The 25,161-nt window shown below is 32.8% G+C and carries 27 protein-coding genes; 11 read left to right on the forward strand and 16 right to left on the reverse strand.

Annotation, left to right across the window (positions count from 1 at the left end; all coding sequences use genetic code 11):
- Positions 1-9 precede the first annotated feature (9 nt).
- Positions 10-2,052: a helicase-associated domain-containing protein gene (locus PLI06_08350; protein HOI77601.1), complete on the forward strand. Its 2,043-nt coding sequence runs from the start codon at positions 10-12 to the stop codon at positions 2,050-2,052.
- The gene (locus tag PLI06_08355; protein ID HOI77602.1) at positions 2,000-2,860 is read left to right on the forward strand and encodes a hypothetical protein; all 861 of its coding nucleotides are present in this window, start codon (positions 2,000-2,002) and stop codon (positions 2,858-2,860) included. The genes PLI06_08350 and PLI06_08355 overlap by 53 nt, the downstream gene beginning before the upstream one ends.
- Here the strand turns inward: PLI06_08355 and PLI06_08360 are convergent.
- Positions 2,850-3,338, reverse strand: a complete 489-nt coding sequence (locus PLI06_08360; GenBank protein HOI77603.1) for a hypothetical protein — start codon at positions 3,336-3,338, stop codon at positions 2,850-2,852. The two genes, PLI06_08355 and PLI06_08360, sit on opposite strands and share 11 nt — an antisense overlap.
- Positions 3,339-3,521: 183 nt before the next feature.
- Between PLI06_08360 and PLI06_08365 the strand changes: the two genes are divergently transcribed.
- The 3 genes from PLI06_08365 to PLI06_08375 all read left to right on the forward strand — a co-directional run bounded on the left by PLI06_08365 (position 3,522) and on the right by PLI06_08375 (position 6,401).
- The gene (locus tag PLI06_08365) at positions 3,522-3,749 is read left to right on the forward strand and encodes an Lrp/AsnC ligand binding domain-containing protein (protein HOI77604.1); all 228 of its coding nucleotides are present in this window, start codon (positions 3,522-3,524) and stop codon (positions 3,747-3,749) included.
- 331 nt (positions 3,750-4,080) lie between these two features.
- Positions 4,081-5,004 (forward strand): MarR family transcriptional regulator, encoded by a 924-nt coding sequence (locus PLI06_08370; protein ID HOI77605.1) that lies wholly within the window; start codon positions 4,081-4,083, stop codon positions 5,002-5,004.
- A 41-nt stretch (positions 5,005-5,045) separates the two neighbouring features.
- Complete coding sequence (locus PLI06_08375; protein ID HOI77606.1) at positions 5,046-6,401, forward strand: signal recognition particle protein Srp54; 1,356 nt, start codon at positions 5,046-5,048, stop codon at positions 6,399-6,401.
- Position 6,402: 1 nt separating this feature from the next.
- On the opposite strand, the gene cobB is transcribed toward PLI06_08375, so the two are convergent.
- From cobB to cfbA, 5 genes are read right to left on the reverse strand one after another with little or no spacing between them, the layout of a single operon-like run.
- On the reverse strand, positions 6,403-7,764 hold the full coding sequence (gene cobB / locus PLI06_08380) for a hydrogenobyrinic acid a,c-diamide synthase (glutamine-hydrolyzing) (GenBank protein HOI77607.1): 1,362 nt from the start codon (positions 7,762-7,764) through the stop codon (positions 6,403-6,405).
- Positions 7,761-8,552, reverse strand: coding sequence for a nitrogenase iron protein NifH (locus tag PLI06_08385; protein HOI77608.1), 792 nt, complete (start codon positions 8,550-8,552; stop codon positions 7,761-7,763). Before PLI06_08385 ends, cobB begins: the two co-directional genes overlap by 4 nt.
- Positions 8,549-9,625, reverse strand: coding sequence for a Ni-sirohydrochlorin a,c-diamide reductive cyclase catalytic subunit (gene cfbD / locus PLI06_08390; protein ID HOI77609.1), 1,077 nt, complete (start codon positions 9,623-9,625; stop codon positions 8,549-8,551). The genes PLI06_08385 and cfbD overlap by 4 nt, the downstream gene beginning before the upstream one ends.
- Before the next feature lie 4 nt (positions 9,626-9,629).
- A complete protein-coding gene (locus tag PLI06_08395) occupies positions 9,630-10,901 on the reverse strand; it encodes a hypothetical protein (GenBank protein HOI77610.1) in 1,272 nt (423 codons plus the stop codon).
- On the reverse strand, positions 10,901-11,284 hold the full coding sequence (cfbA, locus tag PLI06_08400) for a sirohydrochlorin nickelochelatase (GenBank protein HOI77611.1): 384 nt from the start codon (positions 11,282-11,284) through the stop codon (positions 10,901-10,903). The genes PLI06_08395 and cfbA overlap by 1 nt, the downstream gene beginning before the upstream one ends.
- 205 nt (positions 11,285-11,489) lie before the next feature.
- On the opposite strand from cfbA, the gene PLI06_08405 reads away from it, so the two are divergent.
- A complete protein-coding gene (locus tag PLI06_08405) occupies positions 11,490-11,840 on the forward strand; it encodes a response regulator (protein HOI77612.1) in 351 nt (116 codons plus the stop codon).
- A gap of 29 nt (positions 11,841-11,869) precedes the next feature.
- Complete coding sequence (locus PLI06_08410) at positions 11,870-13,033, forward strand: tetratricopeptide repeat protein (GenBank protein HOI77613.1); 1,164 nt, start codon at positions 11,870-11,872, stop codon at positions 13,031-13,033.
- Here the strand turns inward: PLI06_08410 and PLI06_08415 are convergent.
- The 4 genes from PLI06_08415 to PLI06_08430 are packed head-to-tail and all read right to left on the reverse strand — an operon-like array spanning position 13,030 to position 16,387.
- Complete coding sequence (locus PLI06_08415; GenBank protein ID HOI77614.1) at positions 13,030-13,692, reverse strand: hypothetical protein; 663 nt, start codon at positions 13,690-13,692, stop codon at positions 13,030-13,032. The genes PLI06_08410 and PLI06_08415 overlap by 4 nt on opposite strands.
- Entirely contained in the window at positions 13,689-14,627 is a 939-nt protein-coding gene (hemB, locus tag PLI06_08420) for a porphobilinogen synthase (GenBank protein HOI77615.1), read from the reverse strand. Before hemB ends, PLI06_08415 begins: the two co-directional genes overlap by 4 nt.
- Positions 14,624-15,853 carry a glutamyl-tRNA reductase gene (gene hemA, locus PLI06_08425; protein HOI77616.1) on the reverse strand — a complete coding sequence of 410 codons (1,230 nt, stop codon included), beginning with the start codon at positions 15,851-15,853 and terminating at the stop codon, positions 14,624-14,626. Before hemA ends, hemB begins: the two co-directional genes overlap by 4 nt.
- Positions 15,854-16,387 (reverse strand): bifunctional precorrin-2 dehydrogenase/sirohydrochlorin ferrochelatase, encoded by a 534-nt coding sequence (locus tag PLI06_08430; GenBank protein HOI77617.1) that lies wholly within the window; start codon positions 16,385-16,387, stop codon positions 15,854-15,856.
- A gap of 80 nt (positions 16,388-16,467) precedes the next feature.
- Here PLI06_08430 and PLI06_08435 point away from each other — a divergent pair, with 80 nt between their 5' ends.
- Entirely contained in the window at positions 16,468-17,154 is a 687-nt protein-coding gene (locus tag PLI06_08435) for a hypothetical protein (protein HOI77618.1), read from the forward strand.
- Positions 17,155-17,205: 51 nt separating this feature from the next.
- Complete coding sequence (locus PLI06_08440; GenBank protein HOI77619.1) at positions 17,206-18,585, forward strand: aspartate kinase; 1,380 nt, start codon at positions 17,206-17,208, stop codon at positions 18,583-18,585.
- A gap of 7 nt (positions 18,586-18,592) precedes the next feature.
- Here the strand turns inward: PLI06_08440 and PLI06_08445 are convergent, their stop codons facing one another.
- The 4 genes from PLI06_08445 to PLI06_08460 form a co-directional block, all read right to left on the reverse strand.
- A complete protein-coding gene (locus PLI06_08445; GenBank protein ID HOI77620.1) occupies positions 18,593-19,384 on the reverse strand; it encodes a DUF2099 family protein in 792 nt (263 codons plus the stop codon).
- Positions 19,385-19,596: 212 nt separating this feature from the next.
- Positions 19,597-20,727: a hypothetical protein gene (locus PLI06_08450; GenBank protein ID HOI77621.1), complete on the reverse strand. Its 1,131-nt coding sequence runs from the start codon at positions 20,725-20,727 to the stop codon at positions 19,597-19,599.
- The gene (locus tag PLI06_08455) at positions 20,717-21,412 is read right to left on the reverse strand and encodes a metal-dependent hydrolase (GenBank protein ID HOI77622.1); all 696 of its coding nucleotides are present in this window, start codon (positions 21,410-21,412) and stop codon (positions 20,717-20,719) included. The genes PLI06_08450 and PLI06_08455 overlap by 11 nt, the downstream gene beginning before the upstream one ends.
- A gap of 279 nt (positions 21,413-21,691) precedes the next feature.
- Complete coding sequence (locus tag PLI06_08460; protein ID HOI77623.1) at positions 21,692-22,447, reverse strand: helix-turn-helix domain-containing protein; 756 nt, start codon at positions 22,445-22,447, stop codon at positions 21,692-21,694.
- Positions 22,448-22,519: 72 nt separating this feature from the next.
- Between PLI06_08460 and PLI06_08465 the strand changes: the two genes are divergently transcribed.
- Both PLI06_08465 and PLI06_08470 read left to right on the forward strand, forming a co-directional pair.
- On the forward strand, positions 22,520-23,140 hold the full coding sequence (locus PLI06_08465) for a 4Fe-4S binding protein (GenBank protein HOI77624.1): 621 nt from the start codon (positions 22,520-22,522) through the stop codon (positions 23,138-23,140).
- 14 nt (positions 23,141-23,154) lie between these two features.
- Positions 23,155-23,493 (forward strand): cupin domain-containing protein, encoded by a 339-nt coding sequence (locus PLI06_08470; protein ID HOI77625.1) that lies wholly within the window; start codon positions 23,155-23,157, stop codon positions 23,491-23,493.
- A gap of 97 nt (positions 23,494-23,590) precedes the next feature.
- On the opposite strand, the gene PLI06_08475 is transcribed toward PLI06_08470, so the two are convergent.
- On the reverse strand, positions 23,591-24,952 hold the full coding sequence (locus PLI06_08475; GenBank protein HOI77626.1) for a sodium:solute symporter family protein: 1,362 nt from the start codon (positions 24,950-24,952) through the stop codon (positions 23,591-23,593).
- Positions 24,945-25,103: a hypothetical protein gene (locus PLI06_08480; GenBank protein HOI77627.1), complete on the reverse strand. Its 159-nt coding sequence runs from the start codon at positions 25,101-25,103 to the stop codon at positions 24,945-24,947. The genes PLI06_08475 and PLI06_08480 overlap by 8 nt, the downstream gene beginning before the upstream one ends.
- Positions 25,104-25,161: the final 58 nt, after the last annotated feature.

Here is a 25,161-nt window from a genome sequence, read left to right on the forward strand (position 1 = left end):
TTGTTGGATATGAGGGAAAAAGTTAAGGGTCTATCTGGAAAACAGATGGAGAATACGCTTAAGGCGTGGGGAGTTGATATTACGACGCCTAAAGAACAGGTTATCGATTCCCTAGAGAAAGCAATGGAAGATGAGAATAAGATTGAAGCTGTTTTTAACTCATTATCGCTTAAGGAAAAGGAATTCTTGGGTATTTTGCTGATGGCTGGAGGGGTAAAAAAGCAGCAGGATGCTCAGAATATTTTCATAGAAAAATACAGCTTCTGGACATTTGAAGAAGTTATTAAAACACTTGAGACTAATTTATTAGTTTTAGAGGGAATGGATGGAATAATTAAGACATATGTTGTTAATTCCATATTAAAGGAAAATTTAATTAATATTTTTAAGAAGATCCCTGGGGAAATTCCTCTTGAGAATTTACAGGTAAGAAAAGATAAGAATCTCCTCATATCTGATCTAATTATTTTCTTATCGTTTGTTGCAAAAGAAGAATTAAAACTTACCGCTAAAAAGGAGATTTCCAAGAAAGACCAAGAGGGGCTTGTTGAAAAGCTTCACATAAAAAATGAATCCAGATCACAGTTCATCGAAAGTCTTGCTTTGGATTTTGGCTTAATTAAAATATCTGGGGACCAGTATATTCTTACAGATAAAATCAATGAAATTCTTCCTATTACTGACGAGGACTTAATTAGATTGTTCTTTAAGTATATCTTCTTTGGCCTAGAAAGTATTGAAGGTTTTAAGAGAAAGGAAATTTTCATAAGTAGGGTAAATGAGCTAAACATCAGAATAGTCCTTGATTCTATAAAAAAAGTAGAAGTGGGTAAAAATATCTACATTAAATCATTCATAAAAAAATTACAGAATTCCCTATTCGATGAAAAGGATGAAAATCGTTGGATATATTTTGATGATAAATTCTTTGAGAAAGTAATAGCTGATTATTTATTGTGGCTTGGGATAGTTGACGGCGGATTTAAGGATGGAAAAATGATTTCTTTCTCACTTACTCAGTTTGGGAAGGAGCTATTATCATCTGAAAGAATAGCATCAAAAGAGCCCACAATTTACTTTGACAAGAGTAAGAAGGCAGAGCAGAAAAAGATTCTTTTCATGACTCCAAATTTTGAAATCTCAGTTTTATCAGAAGAGATTGATAAGATTGCACTATTTGATCTGAATAGATTTGCAGATATCCAAAAAGCAGACATTGTAAGTTTGTATCAAATAACGTCGGAAACTATTATGACGGGCATAGAATCTGGATTCTCCCTTGATAAAATAATTAACTTTTTGAAAAAATACTCTTCTAATGATATACCTCAAAATGTTATATATCAACTGAGAGATTGGGCATCAAAATATGGTAAAGTTAGAGCTTTCAAAGGCATATTCCTTATTATTAATGATGTACCTTTATTTTTAGAAATAAATAAGAGGATACAAAATTTTGTTGAACATTCTATTGAGCCAAATATAATCTTGATAAAAGAAGAGAATATTCCAAAAATAAGGGAGATTCTAGAAAAGAATGGAATATTCATCCAGATCCATATTGAAGGTTACGACGAAAAGAAAGAATCTTTTCTAGAGAAATCTTCTGAAAACATAGACTTAAAATCTGAGATCAAGTCAATTAAGGAAGGGTACTTAACTGGGCTTAAGAAGGAAGACACTGAATATTTCTTTAGGGAGGAAGGATTTGAGAGAAGTATGGATATTAGGCCAAACATAACAAGAGATTTAATTGAAGCATCAAAGAAAAAAAAATCTGTCTTACTCTCTTACTTTGATCTCGATGACAAAGTTTCAAGAACTTCAAGAATTAATCCATTGGGCGTTGTTTTGGCTGAAAAGAGATATCTTGTTGGATATGATACTGCCGAAAAATGTATCAAAGCTTTGAGAATTGATGTTATATCTGATATTTCGATAGAAAACAATGAGTTCCTAAGGCCAGATAATTTTACAGTTAAGAATTGGTGGAAAAAATATGGAAAAGATTATACTGAATCTAAGAAAAAAGATATTACACTTACTCAATAAGGATTACAATATCTATTTTGTCAATTCTGCTACATTTGGTCTTTTTTCAATTCTTTTTGATTCAAATATAAATAAAATAGGAATACCAGACCAAGGTGGTTTTAAAGGATTTATCGAGATTCCAAACCTTCTGAAAAAAAATTATGTTGAAATCCCTACTGACAAAGGTATTATTTTGCCAAAATTCAAAAAAGAGTATGACGTTTTTTTATTCACTTCTCTTTCTGGCCACATAAGGCCCAATCCTTCCCGTGAGATATGTAATGAATTAATGAACAAAGGAATTGTATCAATTGAGGATATCTCTGGAGTTTTTCCCGATAAAGATTTTGGCTGGGCCGATGTGATATACTGCTCAACAGGAAGTCCAAAGATTTTGGAGTGTGGTTATGGAGGTTTTGTTGGGATTAGTCCTGACATTAATCTGGAAGAATCAGAAAAAGTACTGTCATTCTCAAAACTCCCTGATAGTTATTATCTTAAGCTTGGTGATGAAATTGAGAAAGCACAAAAAAAATTGAATATCTTAAGAAATATGGCACAGATATTCCAAGAATCATCACTTGAGATACCTTACAAAGGGCATAAATCAATATCAGTATTCGTGAGGGATGAGAATCCAGCCAAATCTCTTGAACTTCTTAATAAAAAAATAAGGCCAAAAACTGGAAAATCGCTTTTTACTAAATGTCCAAGATATGATAGGACAAAAGAGAAAGGTTTTGTAATCGAGACTATCAAGCTTTATGGCATGGAAAATGAAGAAGTAAAAGAAATCTCTGAAAGTATCGAGAAGATTATTTTATAATTTTATAGAAGATTAGTCCTATCGGTATTAATAACAAAGCCAGATAAAGATAAGGAAAGGCTTTTCCAAACTTAGTTTCTAAGAGAATATTAAGATTAGAAATGTTCTCGGAGGGGGAATTGAAAACATACACTCTATTTTTTTCTTTTAGAACATATCCTTTTCCCCAAGTAGAAGTGAACGAATAGCCACTCATACCTTTGTAGGAAAAATTATCATATTCTTGGATTTTATACCCTCCTCTCGAGTTTAAGAATTCATTTAGAAGCAGTGAAGCTGAATTTTCATCATAGCATATAAACTCAATGAGATTTTCTTCATAACCCTGAAAATTAATTCTGTAGCCTTCTTTTAGTAGAGGCTTTATCTCCTTGGGGATATCGCTATCGTTTAATGGGACGATAAGTGAGGTAAGTTCACTAGAAATAGGGGAAACAGCCATGATGCATAGAAGCAGTATAGCGACTATTATTTTCATGAAAGATATCAAAATAATTAGTTTAAAACTATTTGGCACAAATTAAAATTTTATGAATAAGAGAAACCATATATAATTGGGCTTGCAAATTTCATTTAGTATATTCAAGATATCTTATATAACTTCTAGACAATCCATAAAAAGTTTTAAATATCTAAAATTAATAATATAATGGGTGATATAATGGTTGTTGCTTTTGCCCTCATCGTGGGTGATGCTGGAAAAGAAAAGAAGATTCTTGAAAGTCTAAAAAGTATGAAGGAAGTTGAAGAAGCATATATAGTATACGGAGAATATGACATAGTTGTCAAAGTAAATGTGGAGCAGTTGAAAGATCTTGACCCGTTCCTTACCGAAAAAATTAGGAACATTGATGGGGTCCAAATGACTTCGACAATGATCGCTCTGTAAGGTGAATAAATCTACAATAAAGAACCGGTCTATCAAATATAATAATTTTTGTTAAATGAAGTTCGATGGAAATCGTTGACATCTTTAAATAATTTTATTGTGGCCGGTTCTACAACTGTTACTCTTCCTTAGTTTCAAATATCTTAATGAGGTTGGGTAAAAATATATTTTTTTCTTTTTATATATCCAACTTAAAGCATACTATTCCATTCTAATAAAACATTATTTATCTAAAACCTTATATATAATTCTGGCTCAAAAAAACTTATATTTTGATTAATCCTAAAAATTATATAAGGATTCAAGTATCTTTTTAGCATTGGGTAGTATTATGTCAAAAGAATTGAAAAAATCCTTTAAATGTTTATTAATAGCTCTAATATTCCTTTTTTTGATATTGCCTTTATCTTCTTCACCTATGCTTGCCGATAATGAAATTGAGATTACATATCTCAAAATAGACGTTGAGATAATGGAAGATCATTCATTGAAAGAATCGATTGACATTATCCTATACCCAAAAAATGAAATTGATTTTAATTTATACCTGCCAAATGGCTACAAAAATCTGGAAGTTATATACAATGATGAAAAACTCAATCCGCCTACAAATCAAGCAATAAGATTGGCTTCAAATGAATTAAACAGCATAAAGATAACTTATACCATTTCAGATGCTGTAGAAGTAAAGAAAAAAGATTTTGTGTATATGAAGGAGCTAGTCTATTCAAATGTCAAAAATCTTATTTTTAGGATAAAACTTCCTCCTGCTTACGGCATTAACAATGAAGATATATCTGCAATTATCCCAGAACCCACATATCTGCAAAGCGATGGAAAAAGGATTATTGTTCTTTGGGAGATGAAATCTCCTTCAACTCCGATGATGTTTAAAATTAAGTACAATTCACTTGTATCAAATAATGGATTTGGTACAAATATTTTAGTCCCGTTGGCAATTGTTCTAATACTATTAATTTTTGTAGGAATGCTTATCTTTTATAGATCTTCAAAAAATAGAGACGTGGAAGTCAAGATTCCGCCTTCCCTTCTTTCAGAGGATGAGATGACTATATGTGAAATAATAAAAAACGAAGGTGGGAAGATAAAACAGAAGAGATTATCAAGTATAACGGGATTTTCAAAAGCTAAAATAACTAAAATTCTTACAAATCTTGAAAAGAAAGAGTTAATTGAAAGAGAACCGATTGGCAGGACGTTTGTCATTACTTTAAAAAAGAAAATTGACCATTAGTTTTTTATAAGAAAAAATAATGTCTAAAGTTAGGTGTTTGTATGGTCTTAGACTCGCTTTCGGGCGCATTAAGCGGTGCATTGAGAAAATTGACAAAGGCAGGGGTAGTTGATGAATCTCTTATAAAAGAGCTTGTTAAGGACATTCAAAAGGCACTCTTACTTTCTGATGTCAATGTTAAGCTAGTCTTTGAATTATCGAAGAATATAGAATCAAGAGCAATGGAAGAAAAACTACCAAAAGGTGTGTCGAGAAAGGAGCACATAATAAAGATAGTTTATGAAGAGCTTTCAAAATTTATGGGTTCTGATACCAAAAAGGAGCATCTTCCAGATAAAAAAGGCAAAATAGTCTTGATGATAGGTATTCAGGGGGGCGGAAAGACCACAACTACCGGAAAACTTGCTAGATTTTACCAAAAACGAGGATTTAGGGTAGGTGTTGTCGGGGCAGATACTTGGAGACCTGGAGCATTTGAACAGTTAAAACAGTTCTGTGCCGAGAATAACATACCTGTGTTTGGGGATCCAAAGGAAAAGGACAGTATCAAACTAGCAAGGGAAGGAGTAAAATTCTTTAAGGAAAAGACTTCGGACATAATTATTGTTGATACAGCCGGAAGGCACAGAGAAGAAAAAGGATTAATAGAGGAGATGACTGAAATCTCCAATACAATAAATCCTGACGAAGTAACACTTGTTATTGATGGTACAATTGGCCAACAAGCCTTTGTTCAAGCTGAAGGATTTGCAAATGCAACTACAGTAGGATCTATAATAGTAACAAAACTAGATGGTTCGGCTAAAGGGGGAGGGGCACTATCTGCAGCAGCTGCTACAGGTGCACCTATTAAATTTATAGGAACAGGGGAAAGAATCGATTCTATAGAGCCTTTTGATCCAAAGAGGTTCGTTTCACGCTTATTGGGTCTTGGAGATCTTGAAACTCTTTTAGAGAAAGTAAAAGAAGCCTCTGAAGCAGAAGATTACTCAAAGCTTGACAAGGATAAGATACTTACAGGAAAGTTCGATCTCTTTGACATGTATAGTCAACTTGAAATGGTAAGCAAAATGGGTCCATTGAAGCAGGTACTTTCTATGATACCTGGAATGGGGGCAAATCTTCCAACAGACATGGTCGAAGTTGGAGAAGAGAAACTTACAAAATTTAGAATAATAATGGATTCTATGACGATGCAGGAAAAGAAGAATCCCAAGATTATTAATCATGAGCGCATAAGAAGAATTTCTAGAGGGTCTGGTACAAATCAGGGCGAGGTAAAAGAGCTATTAAATCAGTATGCAATGATTAAGAAGTTCTTGAAAGGCATGAACAAAAGACAACTCAGAGGCATGAAGGGAAAAATGCCTATGATGCCACCTGGATTTGAAATGTGATTTATCGATAAACGCTTTCTAAAAATGAAGAGGCCCACGAAGGGGCACCTCCAACGTGAACATGCAAATAGGAACCAATACATTTATTTTTTATTAATCCGTCCATACCATTATTAATTCCTTTACCCCTTAAAATCCTGTAGGCAAAGTCTTGTTTATTGGGCAAAGGTTCCATTTTGGAATAATGGAATTCATGGCCCTTTACGTTATCCTTTAAGAAGAAGTGCTTTTCAGTAGGTTGTGCAACAACATAACTTAAACCCTGTTTACTTTTTTTCATTAACGTTCCTTCGTCGAATATTCCTGCCATAGGATATCTTTTATTTTCTACTTCTATGTATTTGGAAAGCATCATTAGCCCACCACATTCGCCGTATATCGGTTTAGATTCTTCAAAAGCAGATTTCAAGCCTTTTAAAAAATCTTGATTTCTTGATATACTGTCAGGATATATCTCAGGATATCCTCCACCAATGTAATAACAGTCAGCTTCAGGCAAATTCTCTCCTTCAGTAGGTCTGAAATACCTTATTTTAGCGCCATTTTCTTCCAGGGCTTCTATATTTTCTCTATAGTAAAAACTGAAAGCTTTGTCGAATGGTATACCAACAGTAATTTTACTATTCTTTAATTCTGGATTAATTTTAAATAAAAATCCTTCTTTTTTCTCTAAGTCTTCTGCTTCATCTGCTATACCTTTTATTTTATCAACATCAAGGGAATTTTCAATCTCTTTTCCTAGATCTTCCATAACTTCTTCTCTATCATCTCTTTCAATAAGGGGTACTAGTCCGAGATGCCTAGAGTTCAATGATATTGCACCTCTCTCAATGCTGCCTACAATCTCAACGTCTGTAAAAGCTTCTATAGCCTTTTTTAATTTTTGATAGTGGACATCATCTCTAACCTGATTTAAGATAACTCCTCTTATTTTGACATTTGGGTCTAGGGCTTGAAATCCTTTGATATATGCAGCTGCACTTTTTGTCAATGAACGAGTGTTCATCACAAGAATTACTGGAGAATCTAAAATCTTTGAAACATGTGAAGTTGAACCGATTTCTTGAACTGGATCAATTCCTTCATATAGGCCCCTTACACCTTCTATGATTGCTATATCTTTCTTATCTGCGCCTCTTGTAAAATTCTCGATTAGTGCATCTTTTTCCATAAAAAAAGTATCAAGATTTCTAGAGAAGTTCCCCGTGGCAAATCTATGATATATTGGATCAATAAAATCTGGCCCTACTTTGAAAGGCGCAACCTTCTTTTTCTTGGATAGTGCTTTCATTATCCCACAAGAAATTGAAGTCTTGCCAACACCAGAAGCAGTTCCAGAAATTACAATCCTAGGTATCTTCAATAGAACCCTCCAATTATTGATCTTATCTTTTCATCTGTTGTGGGATTTGGAACTCTGGCTTCTTTATTTTTAATTATTTTATTTCCAATATCTTTGAATTTTAAATTTAGAGAGTCATCTGGGTATTTTTCAAGAACAGTTTTACCCTCAATCTCACTTTCATATATTTTGGGATTTCTTTCAACTGCATTAATTAACTGTGAGCCTATCTCTTCTGAATATGATTTTATTTTTTCTTCCTCGTTTGGTATGCCCCTCATATTTCCTATTATTCCTCCCATCTTTACATTGAGATTAAATAGGCCCTTTGCAATATTGTTTGCTGCATAGACTGAAAGATATTCCCCGCTAGTAACTATGTAAATTTCATCTGCATATCCTTCTCTAGCAGGACCAGCAAATCCGCCACAAACAACATCCCCTGGGACATCATATATTATTATGTCAAACCCTTTTTCAAGGTAATAATCTTTATTTAGTGTTTTCAATGCAACAAGAATTCCTCTGCCTGCACACCCTACTCCTGCAGCGGGCCCGCCTACCTCAACACCTTTTACACCATTATATCCTTCAAAAATTAATTTATCTGGGTCTGTAATACCTTTCTTGTACAAATCCAAGACTGTATCTATTCGTCTACCACCAAAGAGATTAATAGTGCTATCACTTTTTGGATCGCAACCAATAAGTAAGACTTCAAATCCTTCAGAAGCCATATTTACCGAAAGATTTGACGATATCGAGGACTTTCCTATTCCACCTTTTCCATATATTGCAATTTGTTTCATTGAATCCCTGCAGCATTTCTTATTGCTTCACCAAGTTCACTAAGAACAATTTCTCTTGTACCCATCACAGTTGAGTGTGAAGCTATTTCAACTGTTACATATTTGTATCCTCTGTCTTCAAGTGGGTGTACTTCTCTTGGGCCATTTGTAACTGCTATAGATTCTTTGTTTATGATAGGTAATGCTTGTGGTATTCCAACTGCAACAAGAAGATCAAAATCTTTATCTTTGAGGTACTCTATTGCGTTTTTGCCTGCTATTGGGTATTCGTCCATTCCTCCAGAAATATAATCAATAGTAATGTCATTGGACTCAAAATTATTTTTTATATCTTCTACGTATCTCTTGATTCTTAAGAGGCCCACATCTTTAGAAAGATTACCAACGTTTATCACAGATCCCCCATGTTTTTTTGAAGCTAAATTTATTGCAAGAGGTATATCTGCAAAAAGATATGCAGTCTCTTTTTTTGCATTTAGAATTACAGCTATTTTTTTGTTCTCCTTTAGTAGATTGACTATATGGTCTGCAACTACCTTAAGTTCCGTTCCTCTCGAAGGTCGAGTGTATTTTGATTTAGCCATTCCGCTATTTGACTCAACTTCAGTTGCCAAAAGGAGCATCTTTTCTTGTCTTTTAAATTCATTTTCATCAATAAGACCAAATTCCATTGCAGCCTTCAAGGTTTCTATGGCTCCTCTTGTATTCGCTCCCATGCAGCCATGGATTTCTACAAAGAAGGCTTTGTCCTTTAAACCAGAATCGGCTATAGCTTTTTTCACATTTTCACCAATTATCATGCTAACACATGATCCAACAACACCTATAGTCTTGGGGGAAAAAAGCTCATCAACTTCGTGTAATACTTCAATTAGTTTATCACTAGCACCAAAAATTAAATCTTCTTCTGACATTGAAGTAGTTACTACTTTCATTCCATCTTCTTCTAGTAATCTAGCTGCCCGGAACCCACATCCAGAGGGCCCATGTAATACTGCAACATCGACATCAAGGTCTCTCAATGTGTACAAGGCTGCAACTATAGGATTTGGTCTAGGAGTTAATATATTCATTTTATCACTTACCGCATTCTATTAAAAGATCCCCCGCTTTAATCTTTAGTTCAGTGCTATTTTTTAGGTATTTAAATGTTTCAAAATCATGATCACCTAATAAAAATGCATTGTCTACTAGATTGCCAAATTCTCCAATTACTTTATCTAAAGCAAAAATATCTATTTTTTGGCAATGTGATACGTTATTTAAATCAATCAATAAATTAATGTTTTTATAGAACATATCATAGTTCTTTTTCAAAAGAGATAATAAATATCTTAAGCTGTCTTCCGAAAAGCCTCCAGATTTATCTATAATTTTAGTATAATCATTTTCATTTAAAACAGATAATCTATTTGCCACGCCATTAAATATCTTTAAATTGTCTGACATTTTTTCTAGGTCTTTATTTAATAACTTTAAAGCCATGGCGCTGAATAGTATGGGATTCACATATCCCGCTAGAAGATAATTTCCATTGAATTTAGATTGTAATTCCAAATCTTTGAAATAAATGCTAGAATGAACATCATTACCAATTTGTAGATAATCAGGTAGTTCAATCCTTACATCTTCCCATATTCGTAAAACATCTTTTTTATATTCATTCGCTAAATCATTTGCAATCTTATCTTTTCCATCAATTATAATTTTGCCTTCAGATAATTTGAAAAGCTGTTTTTTTGCTTCCAATGAATTGCTATTTCCTCCTTTTATTTTATATACCGGATTAGTACTTGTCAGAATTGAAATATTGCCGACCCCACATATACCGAGGCTTTCTTCAAGCACATGGGGCATTTTATCATGTTCTGACAATATTTTAGCCATGTAACCAGGAGATATCGAATTATTTTCATCTATCTTTTTGGCTTTACCTTTTAGAAAAGACTCATAACCTATTGAGGAGTTAAGTAAAACTTCATTGTCAAATGAAAGAAGAAAGGCCAAAATATGTGCTGTTGTCGTTTTACTCTTTGATCCCGTGATTTCAATTACCTTATCTTTACTATTAAATAGAAATTTTACTAGTTCATGATGAGTTAATTTCTTATTATCTGAAAAAGAAGAAAGAAAATAGTCGGGGCAATGGACAGGATGTACAATAGTGTAATCTATGTAATCTTTTTCTACAGAATCAATGACTTGGATATTTTTTTTATTGATTTCTTGCCTTTTTTCGCCCCTGGTTTGATATATGTCATAGATAATTACTTCGTAGCCCCGATCCTTTAGGATAGATGCTAGGTAATTTCCCCCATGATTTATATCTAGTATGATAAACTTGTTCATTAATATTTTTCCTTTACTCTATCCCAAAGAATCTCAGCAATCCTTCTGTCAGGGCCAATAGGTTCGCAGTAAATTAGTTTTACTTTTTTACCATATACATCAATTGTACTCTTCCCATTTTGGAAGCCACCGACTTCATTTGGAATATCTTCCGTTGTATGAACGCCCTTTGCTAAGAATACTGGAATTATATACAATTCATCAGCGCCCTTCTTAACAGCACTTTTTACGCCGTCCATTATCTTTGGGGTATTCATTTCCATGAATCCAATCTCTATTATTCCTCCATCAAAATAATCTTTAAAAATTTCTGATAATTTTGTTAGAAGCTCTTTGTTGTAACTGAGCCTACTACCATGTCCAACTAATATTGCACCTTTCATCTATTACACCTCACATATATCGTGTTACTTTATTTATATTTTGTGTTACCTATCTTCCTTTCAGCAACTTTTAAAGGTTTTGTTTGAAGATAAGTTTCAATTGGGTTAAATTAGTATCTATTAAAAGTCTATCGTTTCTCATAACAAAGTTTTTATACGATAAATACATAAAGAAACTAGATATTTAAATAATTAGAGTGATTTTATGTCTAAAATCTTAATAGTAGAGGATTATAAAGATTTATCCGAATTTTATCAGGAATTCTTGGAGGGAGATAATTTGTTCACGGCTTCAGATGGAGAAGCAGCCGTTGCCCTTTACAAAGAGCATAAACCCGATGTAGTTCTAATGGATTTAAAACTCCCAAAAAAAAGTGGCATAGATGCGACTAAGGAGATCATTCAATTTGACCCGAAGGCAAAGATAATTGCCATAACTGCTTATGGTTCTACTATAGGTTCCAAGGCGTTAGAAGCAGGGGCAAAAGAAGTTTTGAGAAAACCTGTCAGATTTAATGAGTTAAAAGAGATAATAGCTAAGTATAAGTCTATTTAGCTTATTTATTGGACTATTGGGGTAATAATGTGGTCTCTAAGAATCAAGAAAAAGCTTTTGACGTACTTTGGGATAACACTACTTATAAGGCAATAAATACTTATCGAGAAGGAAAGTACGCCGAAGCTGCAGAGCTTGCAAAACTTTCTATTGATATTGCAAAAAAAGTTTATGGAAACGATAGTACCAAAGTTGCTATTTCCATGAACAATCTCTCATTGATTTATGATGCCCAAGGAAAGTTTGAAGAAGCTGAATCTCTTTCCGTAAAAGCATTAGAAATATGGGAAAATAATTTAGGCTCCGACGACCCCGATGTTGCCACATCTTTGAATAATCTTGCGGGTATTTATGTATCGAGAGGTAAATACAAAGAGGCCGAACCGCTATATAAAAGATCTTTGGATATTAAACAAAAAACTTTAGGCCAGAATCATCTCGAAATAGCTACAGGTTATAACAACCTGGCAGACCTTTATCGTTTAGAGAAAAAATTCAATGAAGCAGAGACTCTTTACAGGAAAGCGATAGAAATATTTGAACATAACAAAGATCCCAAGAATCCAGATATTGGATCTGCTTTGAATAATTTGGCTGAAATACACAAAATAAAGGGACAATATACTGAAGCATTAAATCTGTATAAGAGGGCATTTGAAATATGGCGAAGTGCTTATGGCCCAGACCACCCAGACATTGCCACAGCAATAAATAACATTGCCGGAATTTATTATCTTGAAGGAAATTACGGGGAAGCTGAAAAACTTTACAGAGAAGTTCTGAAAATTGATGAAAAGAGTTATGGTAAGAATCATCACTATCATGCAATGACATTTAATAATATAGCTCTGGTCAAAGAGGGCATAGGACAATATGAAGAAGCAGAAAGCTACTTTAAAGAAGCATTTCAAATATCTGAGAAAACTTTAGGAGAATTCCATCCTTCGCTTGTGACATTTTTTAATAATCTAGCGGGATTATATCGGGCAAGAGAGCAATACGAAGAAGCAGAATTCTATTTTAAGAAAGGACTTATAATTTTAGAAAAAGTATTTGGCACAAATAATCCTGACGTAGCAATGGCAATGTTAAATCTTGCCGAGATGTATGAATCACAAGGAAGAACTGATGAGGCAAAACGGTATTCTGAAAGTGCGAAAAGTATTTTTAAAAAGACCTTGAAGAGTGATTAATATATATTTTTATTTACTATATAATTACAGTTTGAATTAAGTGGACACTCTTTACAATTTGGATTTTTCTTGCATATATTTTTCCCTAATAGGACTATAAGTCCATGAAACTCTTGATATGTTAGCAGATCTTCAGGTATTTCATTTATTATGTATTTTTTTAGATCATCATAACTAATTTTTTCTTCAACAATTTTTAATCTTGAGTATATCCTCTTTGTATAAGTATCAACGACAAATTCAGTTTTTTCTGCGGCATATAGAATAATACTATCGGCAGTTTCGTCACCAATACCCTTTAATTTTAATAGCTCTTCTCGTAGAATTTTTTTATCCTTTGAAAATAATAATTCCAGTTCTCCACCATAGGTAAATAATAGATATTCGGATATTTTTCTCAATCTTTCTGCTTTCTGATTAAAGAAACCACTTGGTTTAATTATTTGCTTTAAATCATCAAGAGGCAATTCTACTATATCCTTTGGAGATAGAATCTTTGCTTCTTTTAGATTGCTCAAAGCTTTTTCAACATTGGTCCAAGTTGATTGTTGGGTAAGTATAGCACCAATTATAACTTCAAAAGGTCTATCTTTTGGCCACCAACTGCCTACTTCTCCAAAATACTCTTTTAATATTTTGTATATCTCAAAGCTATTCATCGAGATGCGTACTCCAATGCAAAGTACGATATAATAAAGTCAGCTCCAGCACGTTTTATGGATAGGAGTAACTCTTCCATTACTTTATTTTCATCGATCCAACCCATCTTTGACGCCGCCTTTACCATAGAATATTCGCCACTGACATTGTATGCTGCTGTGGGAAGTCCAAATTTTTCCTTTACCCGAAATATGACGTCTAGGTAAGGCAAGGCAGGTTTCACCATAACAATATCGGCACCTTCTTTAATGTCGAGTTCAACTTCTCTTAGAGCTTCCAAGATATTTCCAGGTTCCATTTGGTAGGTCCTCCTATCACCAAAAACTGGTGCAGAATGGGCCGCTTCTCTAAAGGGGCCATAAAAGGATGATAAAAATTTTGCAGCATAAGACATAATCAAAATTTCTTCGAAAGAGTTATTGTCTAATTCAGTTCTTATTGCAAGAACTCTTCCATCCATCATGTCAGACGGGGCTACTATATCTGCACCCGCTTTTGCATGGGACAAAGCTGTTTTAGCTAATAATCTCAATGTGTCATCATTTTTTATAATTCCATCACTTACTAATCCACAGTGACCGTGCGAAGTATATTGACAAAGACAAATATCTGTAATCACAAGAAGGTCGGTATTATCCTTTATAATTTTAATTGCCTTTTGAACAATTCCTTTATCTCTATACGCTTCACTACCAAATTCATCTTTTATTTCAGGCATACCAAAAAGTAAAATTCCCGGTATCCCAAGGTCTTCCGCTTTTTTTGTAATTTTCTTTAACTCAGAGACGGGATATCTAAATTGGCCTGGCATAGATGGTATCTCTTCTATATTACTTTTTTCATGTACAAAAATAGGATAAATTAGATCATTTGGGGTTACATCATGTTCCCTGAGCAAAGCTCTAAGTCTTTCATTTTTTCGTAGTCTTCTCAATCTAACTTCTGGAAAGATTCTACCGCCTCCAAGTTATTGTATACTTTTTCCCTTAAATCTCTGACTGGTTTATGCAAAACCTTAGAAACTATGGCCTTTGTCAAATCCTCTAAAATCATTATATCTTTTTCATTATCAAGATTAAGCATTCTTAAAGCTCTATCTAATTCTGTTTTTCTTATATCTTCAGCTTTTACCCAAACATCCGCTATATAAGGCTCTACAAACATTCCTTTAAGATTAGTTTCAAGTTTTTTTAATTCTTGTTCGACTATCAATGATGCCTTTTCAGCTTCTTCCCTTCTTATTTCCATATTCTCTTTAGCTATTTCCGATAGTGAGTCAATATTGTAAAGATGTACACTTTCAATTTTCCCAACAGAGTCCTCAACGTCTTTTGGTATTGCAATGTCTATGATCACTAAGTCTTTATTTCGTTCCTTTACTATTTCTTTAATTTCATTCGCATGAATTATTGTATGGGGGGCAGAAGTTGCAGTTATAACAAGATCTGAAACTTTGATATGGTCCATCAAATAATCAAATTTTAACGCTTGACCACCAATGGTTTCTGCTATATTTTTTGCCGTCTCATAGTTTCTATTCGAAACATATACGCCATCAACACCTTTTGAAGAGAGTGACTTAGCAATAAGACAACTCATTTCTCCTGCACCAACAATCAATATTTTTTTATCAACTAAAGAACCAAATATATTTTCGGCAAGTTTGACTGCTGCGCTTCCAACTGAAACTCCACCTTTAGAAATATCAGTATTTGTTCTTACAAGTTTTCCAACTCTTATTGCTTGATTAAAAATAATGTCCAATAATGAATCCGTTGAGCATTCGCTTTTACATTCAAAATAATTATTTTTAACTTGGGATAAAATCTGATTTTCGCCAATAATTAGTGATTCTAAACCTGAAGCAACTCTAAACAAATGCCTTATCGCTTCATTTCCACTAGTTACCTCTAAATAATTCTCAACATCAGGGCTTATATCCTTCAAAAGAAGGATAATGCCCTCTATAGATTCGCCCCTGTCTGCTACACAATATATCTCTGTTCTATTGCAGGTATTTAGTATTACGCATCCTTTTACACCAGTTTCACAACATATTTGTCTCATGAGTTCATTTCTATGTTTTTTAGAAAAGGAAAATTTTTCCCTCACATATACTGGGGCGTTTTGGTAGGTAATCATAAAATTTAGTAGGAACATTCACAATCCTCTTTTAATTTTTTTATAAGTGTCATCAAGGGCATCCCCTTTCTTTCTAGCATTAATCAATATTTTTGCTTCTTTATCTTTTCTATCGATAAATTCCGCTATTTCTTCTTTAAGTTTTTTGGAATAGTATGGACATTCTCCTTTAGTGGATATTGCAATTAGTAGATTTTCCTTTTCTATAACAGCTGGGAAGATTATATCCGACAGTTCTTTATCATCAACTACATTTACCATTATTCTATTTTTTTTACAAATGTTGCATAGTTTTCTGTTTAGATCCTTATTATTTAATGATAGTATAACAAAGCTGATATCTTTGCTAATTAGTGTAGGAAAATTCTCTTCATTTATTTCCATTTTAATTTTTTTAATATTTAGATTATCAAAATCTTTATGAAACTCTGAAGAAATAACTTTAATATTATTCGTAAATTCAAGAAGTTTTTTTGTTTTTCTAAGGGATACATTGCCTGCACCAACGATTAAAACTTCTTTATTTGTGTTAAGAATGATTGGGAAGTACAATTAACCACGAACAAACAAGGTGGCCATATTATAAATCTTTTCCCAAAAATCTTTATAAGTCAACATCAGAAATCTGTCCAATGGACGCCAAATTAAATCAAATAATTTCCAATGTATCTCTAAACTTGGGATTTAGATATAAAGTAGTATCTGACTACTATCCATATAAAAGTATAAAAAATACTGCTAGGGTAAAAAAAGGCGTTCTATACGTTAGGGTATCTGATAAATTAAAAGATGCACCCCAAGAAGTAAAAGAAGCTCTTGCATATGTTCTTTTATCCAAGATTAAAGGAATCCGGGTAGCACCTAGATATAAAAGAATATATAATGATTACATTCACAACATTATTATTAACGAATCTTTTGAGAATGTGAAGGGAACGCATGAACCAAACGGGAGTTATTTTGATCTCGATGAAATATTCTATACGATTAATAATAATTTTTTTGCTAATGAAATAACTAAACCTGCTTTAAGATGGTCCAAAAGAAGGGCTTATAGAATTTTCGGAAGATATGACCGTTCTAAAAACGAGATTGTAGTTTCAAGGCTTTTGGATGAGAAAAAAACTCCAAAGTATGTAGTTGAATACATAATGTACCACGAAATGTTGCATATTAAATTTGGATTCACTTATAAGAGGGGTAGGAGAAAAATACATACGGGGCCATTTAAAAAAGAAGAAGAGAAATTTCCTTTTTATAAGGAATCAATTAATTATCTGAAAAAAGCGTCTGGAAGAGAACGTAAATTTCTTTTTTAGAAAGTCTTTTAAGTAGATTTCTTGCCTAAATAACATGTTTGGGGGTCTCTGATGAGAATTGTAATGAAATATGGTGGGACATCTGTCGGCAATGCTGAAAGATTCCTTAACACTGCAAAAATAGCTATAGATACATACAATAAAGAAAATGAAGTTGTAGTTGTCGTATCTGCAATGTCCGGAGTTACAGACATGCTTCTAGGGGCTGCTGACAAATCTCTTAAGGGAGAAGACATAGCCCCCATTCTTAATGAACTCAGATCTAAGCATTTTGATGCTTGTAAAAATATAAAAAATGAAGAATTAGTAAAAATAACTAAAGAAGGAATTGATACTCTTTTAATTGATCTTGAAAAAAGTTTAATAGGAGTACATTACTTAGGTGAACTTTCTTTACGTTCAAAGGATAGAATAGTTTCTTTTGGAGAAAGACTTTCAAGTTTGATATTATCTAAAACAATAGAGGCACATGGTGTACTATCTGAAAAAGTAGATGCTTTTTCTTTAATTGTCACCGACAACAACTTCGGAGAGGCAACAGTTTTCTTTAATGATAGTTATAAAAAAACATCCGATAATTTGATGCCATTAATAAAAAGGGGTATGATTCCAGTAGTTACTGGATTTATAGCCAAAAGTAAAGAGGGGGATATCACTACACTTGGTAGGGGAGGATCTGATTACACAGCTTCAATAATTGGCGCAGGGGTCAGCGCAGATGAAATATGGATAATGACTGATGTGGATGGAATAATGACTACAAATCCAAAAATATGTGGTAATGCCTATACCATCCCGGAGCTGTCCTATCTTGAAGCAATGGAGCTGGCATATTTTGGTGCCAAAGTTCTTCATCCAAGAACAATCGAACCTGCAATTTCTAAAAATATTCCTGTCAGGGTAAAAAATAGCATGTCAGACTCTCCAGGTACTCTAATCCTAAAGGATACAAAAGCAAATCACAAAGCTGTAAAGGCCATAAGCATAATTGAAAATGCTGCAATTGTTTACGTTTCTGGGGCCGGAATGATTGGAGTTCCAGGCGTAGCTGCAAAAGTCTTCAAGGCTTTAGGTGATCACAATATTAACGTTTACATGATTTCACAAGGGTCTTCGGAAGCAAATATTTCTTTTGTAATCTCTGAGAAAGACACAGAAAAATCTGAAAATGCTTTGAGAAAAACATTTCCAACAAAAGACTTGGTTAGGGATATTTCTCACATCAAAGGGGTAAATATAATAAGTGTAGTGGGAAAGGGGATGAAAGGCGCGGTAGGTACAGCGGCAGGATTATTTTCAGCTATCGCAAAAGATAAGATTAATATATTAATGATTTCACAAGGGTCTTCAGAAGTTTCAATCTCTTTTGTCGTTTCTAAAGAAGATGGCCACAACGCTATTAGGGCAATACACAAAGCTTATCTTGAGTAGATATACTCTAATTTCTCTTTTTAATTTCTTTAAATCTTAATTCTATAGCATTTTTACCTTTTTCACTGGGTGCATATATTGGTATTTTTGTATTAGTTTTGTAAATATTTTGTTTATCTCCTATTTCTTTTATCTCTTTACTCATACATGCAGTTATTATGTCTCCATATTCCATAAATATAGCCGCATCATCTCTTGAGGCCCCAGTTGTATGGACCCCAAATATTATAATATTACAAGAATTAATCTTTTCAATTTCTCTTATTTGTGGTATATCTTTAGCATTTGATATTGTAATGGCTATATTCTTGTAACCTTTTGACAAAGCCATTTTTAATCCTTTAACTTGATTTATCTCACAACTTTCTGGATCTAGCACATTAGATTTTCCTACAAATGAAATAACATTTTTAATCGGTGAAGTTTTAATTACGCCAGATATTCTTCCTGCCAACCCTTCAACTTTTTCTGGATCAGTCACAATGACAGTTCCACAACCGTCACTTACAATTACAGTTGCTTCCAGTAGTCCTTTTTTTAATAATGTGGACATAATCTCACTTGCGCCAATAGAAAGAAAGTCCTGCGAGGGAAATTTCCTGTCTCCTGTACACATACCAAAATCTTGGATTCTAAATTCAATATTTTCTTTAATTGATTCTTTAGTCAGTTTTTTTATCCCCCTATATTTGTCAAAAAGAGGACAATAATCAATAATAGGGTCTTCAACACTTACTACTTTCCCTTTTTTTATAATTATTTTTGATTTGCCTAAAGCCTCAATTTCATGTTCGTCCATAATCAAGATTAAAAATAAATCTTTAAAAATGTATTGAAAATAAGTATAATAATGATGAGCGACCCCTTCTGAGCATATGCCATGATGAGGATTTTGAGTTCTGAACTTAAAATCAAAGAAAGTCGCAATCATATTATTGCAAGTGTAAAAATAATTTTAATAAAAATCAAGATACAAAAATCTTTGTATAAAGAGACAAACGAGTAATTGTATCATGAAGAATTTATTTTAGTAAGGTAAAATGACAGAGGTATAAGAAGTATAATTAAAGGATAGGGACTTATTTCTATTGAAACTAAGAATATAGAAAGTACTAGCCCATAATAAGGTACTAATAACTTATTGTTTTTTATTACCTTATATAACTTAAATAAAGATATCGAGGTAAGCAAGGTAAATATAGAAACTTCAACTAGCCCCCCATCAAAGATTGGTGGGCCAAATACGGTTGAAGTAATGTTATGGGAATAATTTAATATGCTTTGGCTTATTATATATCCTGTTGTAGTTTCTGTCAATAAAGAATAGTTCCCAAGTAAATTAAATCTCGCCGTAGTGCATATTTTGTCAAATACATCAAATGTAAAAGTGAACCTATACCACAATAGTTCAAAAGGATTTAGCTTCCAATTTTGAGGCAATAACAACACGGTAATATACCCAAAGACTATTGTTAGTGTTATACCAATTAACCCAAAATACACTACTGTTTTTTGTTTATTGCCTGTTAGGTAAAGAGTGACTATGCTTGATAGAACTAATAGTATTATATAGGTTCTAAATCCATATAGTGAAAACAACAATAAGGAAATACATGGAAAGATAAGATTAAATGGGTATTTTTCTTTTAGAAGGCCAAAGTTATTTGATATTAATACAAAAGAGTACCCTAGAACAAATAGGGGTGTAAGGGACATTTCTCTTAATTCTGGAGCTATGATAGGAAGTTTCCCTATGATAATTACATTAAGGATACAAAAACCAATCCCCGTAGCATAAATCTCTTTGTAATATCTGGAAAAAATATTCCTCTTGATCATAAAAAGGATCAATAGTGCTAATATGGCAAACATAATTGAAAAATAACTAAATCTCTTGAAACTAAACAATAATACTAGAAAAACTATTGCCCCTATCAATATATTGTCTTTTATATTGAGATTAAATTTACTACCAATTAAAAAAAATAGACCTATTACGAAAATGTATGCCACAGTATAAAGAGAAATACCAATAGAATAATACTCAGTAAAGTAATATCTACCTACAAGCCCTATTATACAAAATATAATAAAACCAATTAAAAAAATATAAGGAGAAAATAATTCGTCTTTAAATTTCAAAGCAGTCCCCAGGATCTAAGATGTTCACCTCTGCATCTAATTCAAACTCTTTGACAAATATCTTTAATTCACTTGGATTCTGTCTTATCAGAGGTGTTGTATTATAATGCATTGGAACTATAATTTTTGATTTTAAATATTTGGCAGCATACGCAGCCTCTCTTGGGCCCATAGTATATCTAGATCCAATTGGGAGTAAGGCCACATCAGGTTTGTAGAGCTCACCAATTAATTTCATATCTTTAAAGAGTCCAGTATCTCCAGCATGGTATAATGCTTTATTTCCGTCTCTTACTACAAAACCAATGGGATTTCCTCCAGAATAGCCCCCTTTATCAGTGACATTAATACAGCTTGAATGATCTGCCCTCACGGCCGTTATAGTGATACCTTCTATTTCAATGGTACCTCCAATATTCATTCCTTCAGTGTTTGTGATTCCATTTTCTTGAGCATAAAGTATTAATTCATGTATGGCTACAAATACAGCTCCTGTATTTTTGCATATCTCTAATGAATCACCAAGATGATCACCATGCCCATGTGTCACTAAAACAATATCTGCTTTTTTAATATCACTAGCCTTCAGACAAGCTTTCGGATTTTTATTTAGATATGGGTCAATTATTATGGTCTTTGAACCCGTTATTCTAAAAGCCGAATGGCCCAAATATTCAATTTTCATTTGAACACCATATTAATATATTTTTAAGAGTATAAAAATTTTGTCACTGGAGTATATCAAACAAATATAAACTGTGCGAAATTCCAATAGATATGCCTGTTCCTTTTTTATTTGGCCAGCTATGAATTCTATCCAGTGAGGTCAATTCCTTTTAAGTCTTCAAGTGACTTAAGGTGAATCTCCAGAAGCCTTCTGATTTCTTTTCCCCCCACTCGCTATTTTCATGAACTCTTCTCGTATTTTTTATTTAATGCCACATTACCAAGCATTCTATAATTTTTAATGTTCAAAAGGTAATGATTCTACCAATGCTATCTCTATCATCTTTTCCAATATTTTACCTATTTCAAAGTTTCTAATTTCAAGAAATTTTATATCCCCTTCATCTGAATTAATATTTTCTGATAAAGGGAGTACTATAAGAATGTTCTTTCCATCAAATAAAAATAGTAAGACTCTTGGTGTAAAAGGTAATATTCTAATATGAAAAGATGGAGACATGCGTTTCAATTCATTAAAAAAATTATTATCCAGTATGTCACTTTTCACAAAAAGATTTTTTGTGTAATATTTATTCTTGAAAATTAAATCTATTTTGTCAAAAGCTTTTGAATTATAAAAACCAAAAACACATGTTAATTGTTTTGAGGCATTACTCAACTCATCAATTTTTTTAAAAAAATTTTTCCAAGTTCTTTCAACATTAATTGTAGGCAATAGTTCATATCTATTACCCCCTAACAGGCTTTCTAAATTAAATTTTATTTTTTCTGCCAATAATCTATTGTCATTAATATATTCATCGATTCTCTCATTTATGTTTCCTGCACTAAACAATGAAGGTCTTCCCTCCTTCTTCTTTATCCACTCTTTTATTATTAAATCATTTAGGGTGTCGTATATTCTAGAATATGGCACTCCTGAGCTCAAAGATATTTCTTTGGCAGAAGCCTCCCCATATCTAGCAATCGATACCATTACTTTAGATTCATATTCTGTCAACCCGACCCTCATCAACTGTTCTTCAATCTCCATGTAATAAAATACTAATATTAATATATTAAAGTTATGGAAATATTTATATCTTATTTTAAGATTCCGAACAATATGAAAGCCAGAAAAATAATTCAAGCTCTGACGCTCGCCATTTCTATCGTGGCATTTGTCTTTTTTATTAAGGCAAAAGAAGAAGCTATTTTACTTTTATGGATTCTAAGTTTTTCATTTGCATCAGTAATATTTGGAAAATTGTTTTGTGGTTATTTTTGTCCATTTCACGCCTTTGATAAAGGTTTAGGGTATATATTAAATAAATTAAATATCAAAAAAATCAACACACCCAGTATTTTTAAGAAAGCGTATGTTTATTATCCAATTTCTTTGATATTACTTGCTTTAGTTGTAATTAATATATCAAGTTTAATAGTTCCAATAAAAATCAAAATCCCTTTTCTAATAGTTGCATTCCCTATGTTGGCAATATTTACTTCTGATCTATGGCACAATTACATATGTCCGTTTGGTTTAGTGATGAAATTGCCTGCTTTTAGGAGATTTTTAATGCCTGAGATAGAGAATGATAGATGCACAAAATGTAATATTTGTGTTAAAATATGCCCAACAGAAGCAATAGAGATAAATAATAAAAAATTAAATGTGATAGGTAGCAAATGTATTTTATGCTATCAGTGTGAGAAGATATGCAAATTTGATTCTGTAAAAATATAAACAAAGGTGAATAAATGAAGATTGTTAAAGTAAAGGAACAGAAAATTATCGAAACACCACACAAGGTTGATGTTAGAAAGATATATGATACTGAAAAAGCTCAGGCAATACACATAACATTAAAGCCAGGCGAAGCTCTCTTAAAACATATTACTCCTGTAGATGTATTTTTTTATGTGCTCGAAGGAACAGGGATTGTTGAAATTGGCGATGAGAAAGAAGAAGTATATCGGGATATGCTTATTGAAAGTCCTGCAAAAATACCTCATAGATTAATTAATCAAAGTGATAAAGTATTTCGTTTCCTTGTGGTGAAAATACCAAGGCCAACCGAACAAACAAAGGTTTTGTAACTAAGAACAATTGTAGTGCTAAGGGTATAGATTATAAAAATTAGAGACCAAAAAAGAGTGATAAATTAATATTTCTTAATTTTTTCTCGTGTGATTTTTAAGGATATTTTGACTCAAGCATTCCAACAATAAAGAAAAGAGCGAAACAAACAACCAAAGTTATTATGGGTGTAGGCAGCCCAAATAAAGATATTTTAAAGAAAGAAAGACATACGGCTGTCAAAAATCCACCTATAAGTGTAATGGCCCCAGTCAAATCCTTGCCTATATTATAGTGGAATAAACCAAAAATTAGAGGTAATAAACAAAGCAATATAGTTGATGATAAAACAGACAATTCAACTATGTAGCTTAACTTTCTCACTGCAAAAAGGCCGATGAATATTGTTATAATTATAATTGAGATCCTACCAAAAAGAATGCCTTTCTCTTTTACAATATCCCTTGAGACCATTGAAGAAAGGGTCAGGACTATCGAATTTGCAGTTGTTATTGCGGCAGCCATTATGCTTAATGCTAATAGAAGGGATAACCATTCTGGCATTAAAGAAAGCAATGTTGGAGTGACATCATCCCTGTATTGCACTATTGGGAATAATCCTCGAAACGTTAGAACTCTAAGTTGAATTCCTATAAATGTTACAATTGCTGTGTATAATACCCCAAATATCCCAAAAAAAACTATCATCTTTCTTAATGCGGATAGATCCTTTGGAATAAATAGTCTTTGGAGAACTTGTGGATTAGTCAATGCAAAGAAAAACCAGGGAATTGTCAATCCTAAGAAAAATTTAGGTGTCCAAATAGCATTAGGAACATACATTAAATCACCCATTGTGGAAATAGCAGAAAAATCAAATCTGTAAGATACCCAAACTAAAGCAAATATTGAGACTACAATCATCAAAACTCCTTGGATCGAATCTGTCAATGCAACCCCCTTTAAGCCACCTAGAAATGCCCACAGTGCAATAAGAATTCCAACGATTAAAATTCCAGTAGAGAAATTCAAACTTGAATTTTTTTCTAATATGAGGGCAACACCTGTTAATTGTACTGATGTATAGGGGATTAAAGCCAGTAGAGAGATTAAGGCCGCAATTTTTGCTGTTTTTGAGCCATATCTTTCTTCAAGTAATCCAGAAGGGGAAACAACTCCTTTTTGCTTTGCTATTTTCCATATTCTAGGGCCATAATAAGATAAAAAGAATAAAGTTCCCACCAAATAAGTAAGTTCAAATCCGAGAGCACCAACTCCCGTTGCATATGAAAGACCAACTAGGCCTACCATCATGAAGGCAGAATATGTTGTAGCTGCATATGTAAGTGCAGAAACAACGCCACCAATGTTTCTGTTTCCAATAAAGAAACTTTCTTGTGTCTTGGCATCTTTAGAATATAGAGCAATAATTGTACCTATAATGGCATAAATCCCTAATAATATTAGAAAGTTATTCATTTATCCACCTTTTACTCGAGAAAACAATGTATAGAAGATAACCGGTTGTAACAATTGTCCAATAAATAAAAGTAGTGAAATCTTCCTTTTTGAAGAGAAAAAATGGGACCGACATCAGTATTACAATTATCAACACTTCAAAAAATTTCATTAACATTTGTTAAAAATATCTATTTATAAAAGTTGCTTTTGGCCAGGGGCCTAAAATA

Source organism: Methanofastidiosum sp. (assembly GCA_035362715.1).
Classification (GTDB): Archaea; Methanobacteriota_B; Thermococci; order Methanofastidiosales; family Methanofastidiosaceae; genus Methanofastidiosum.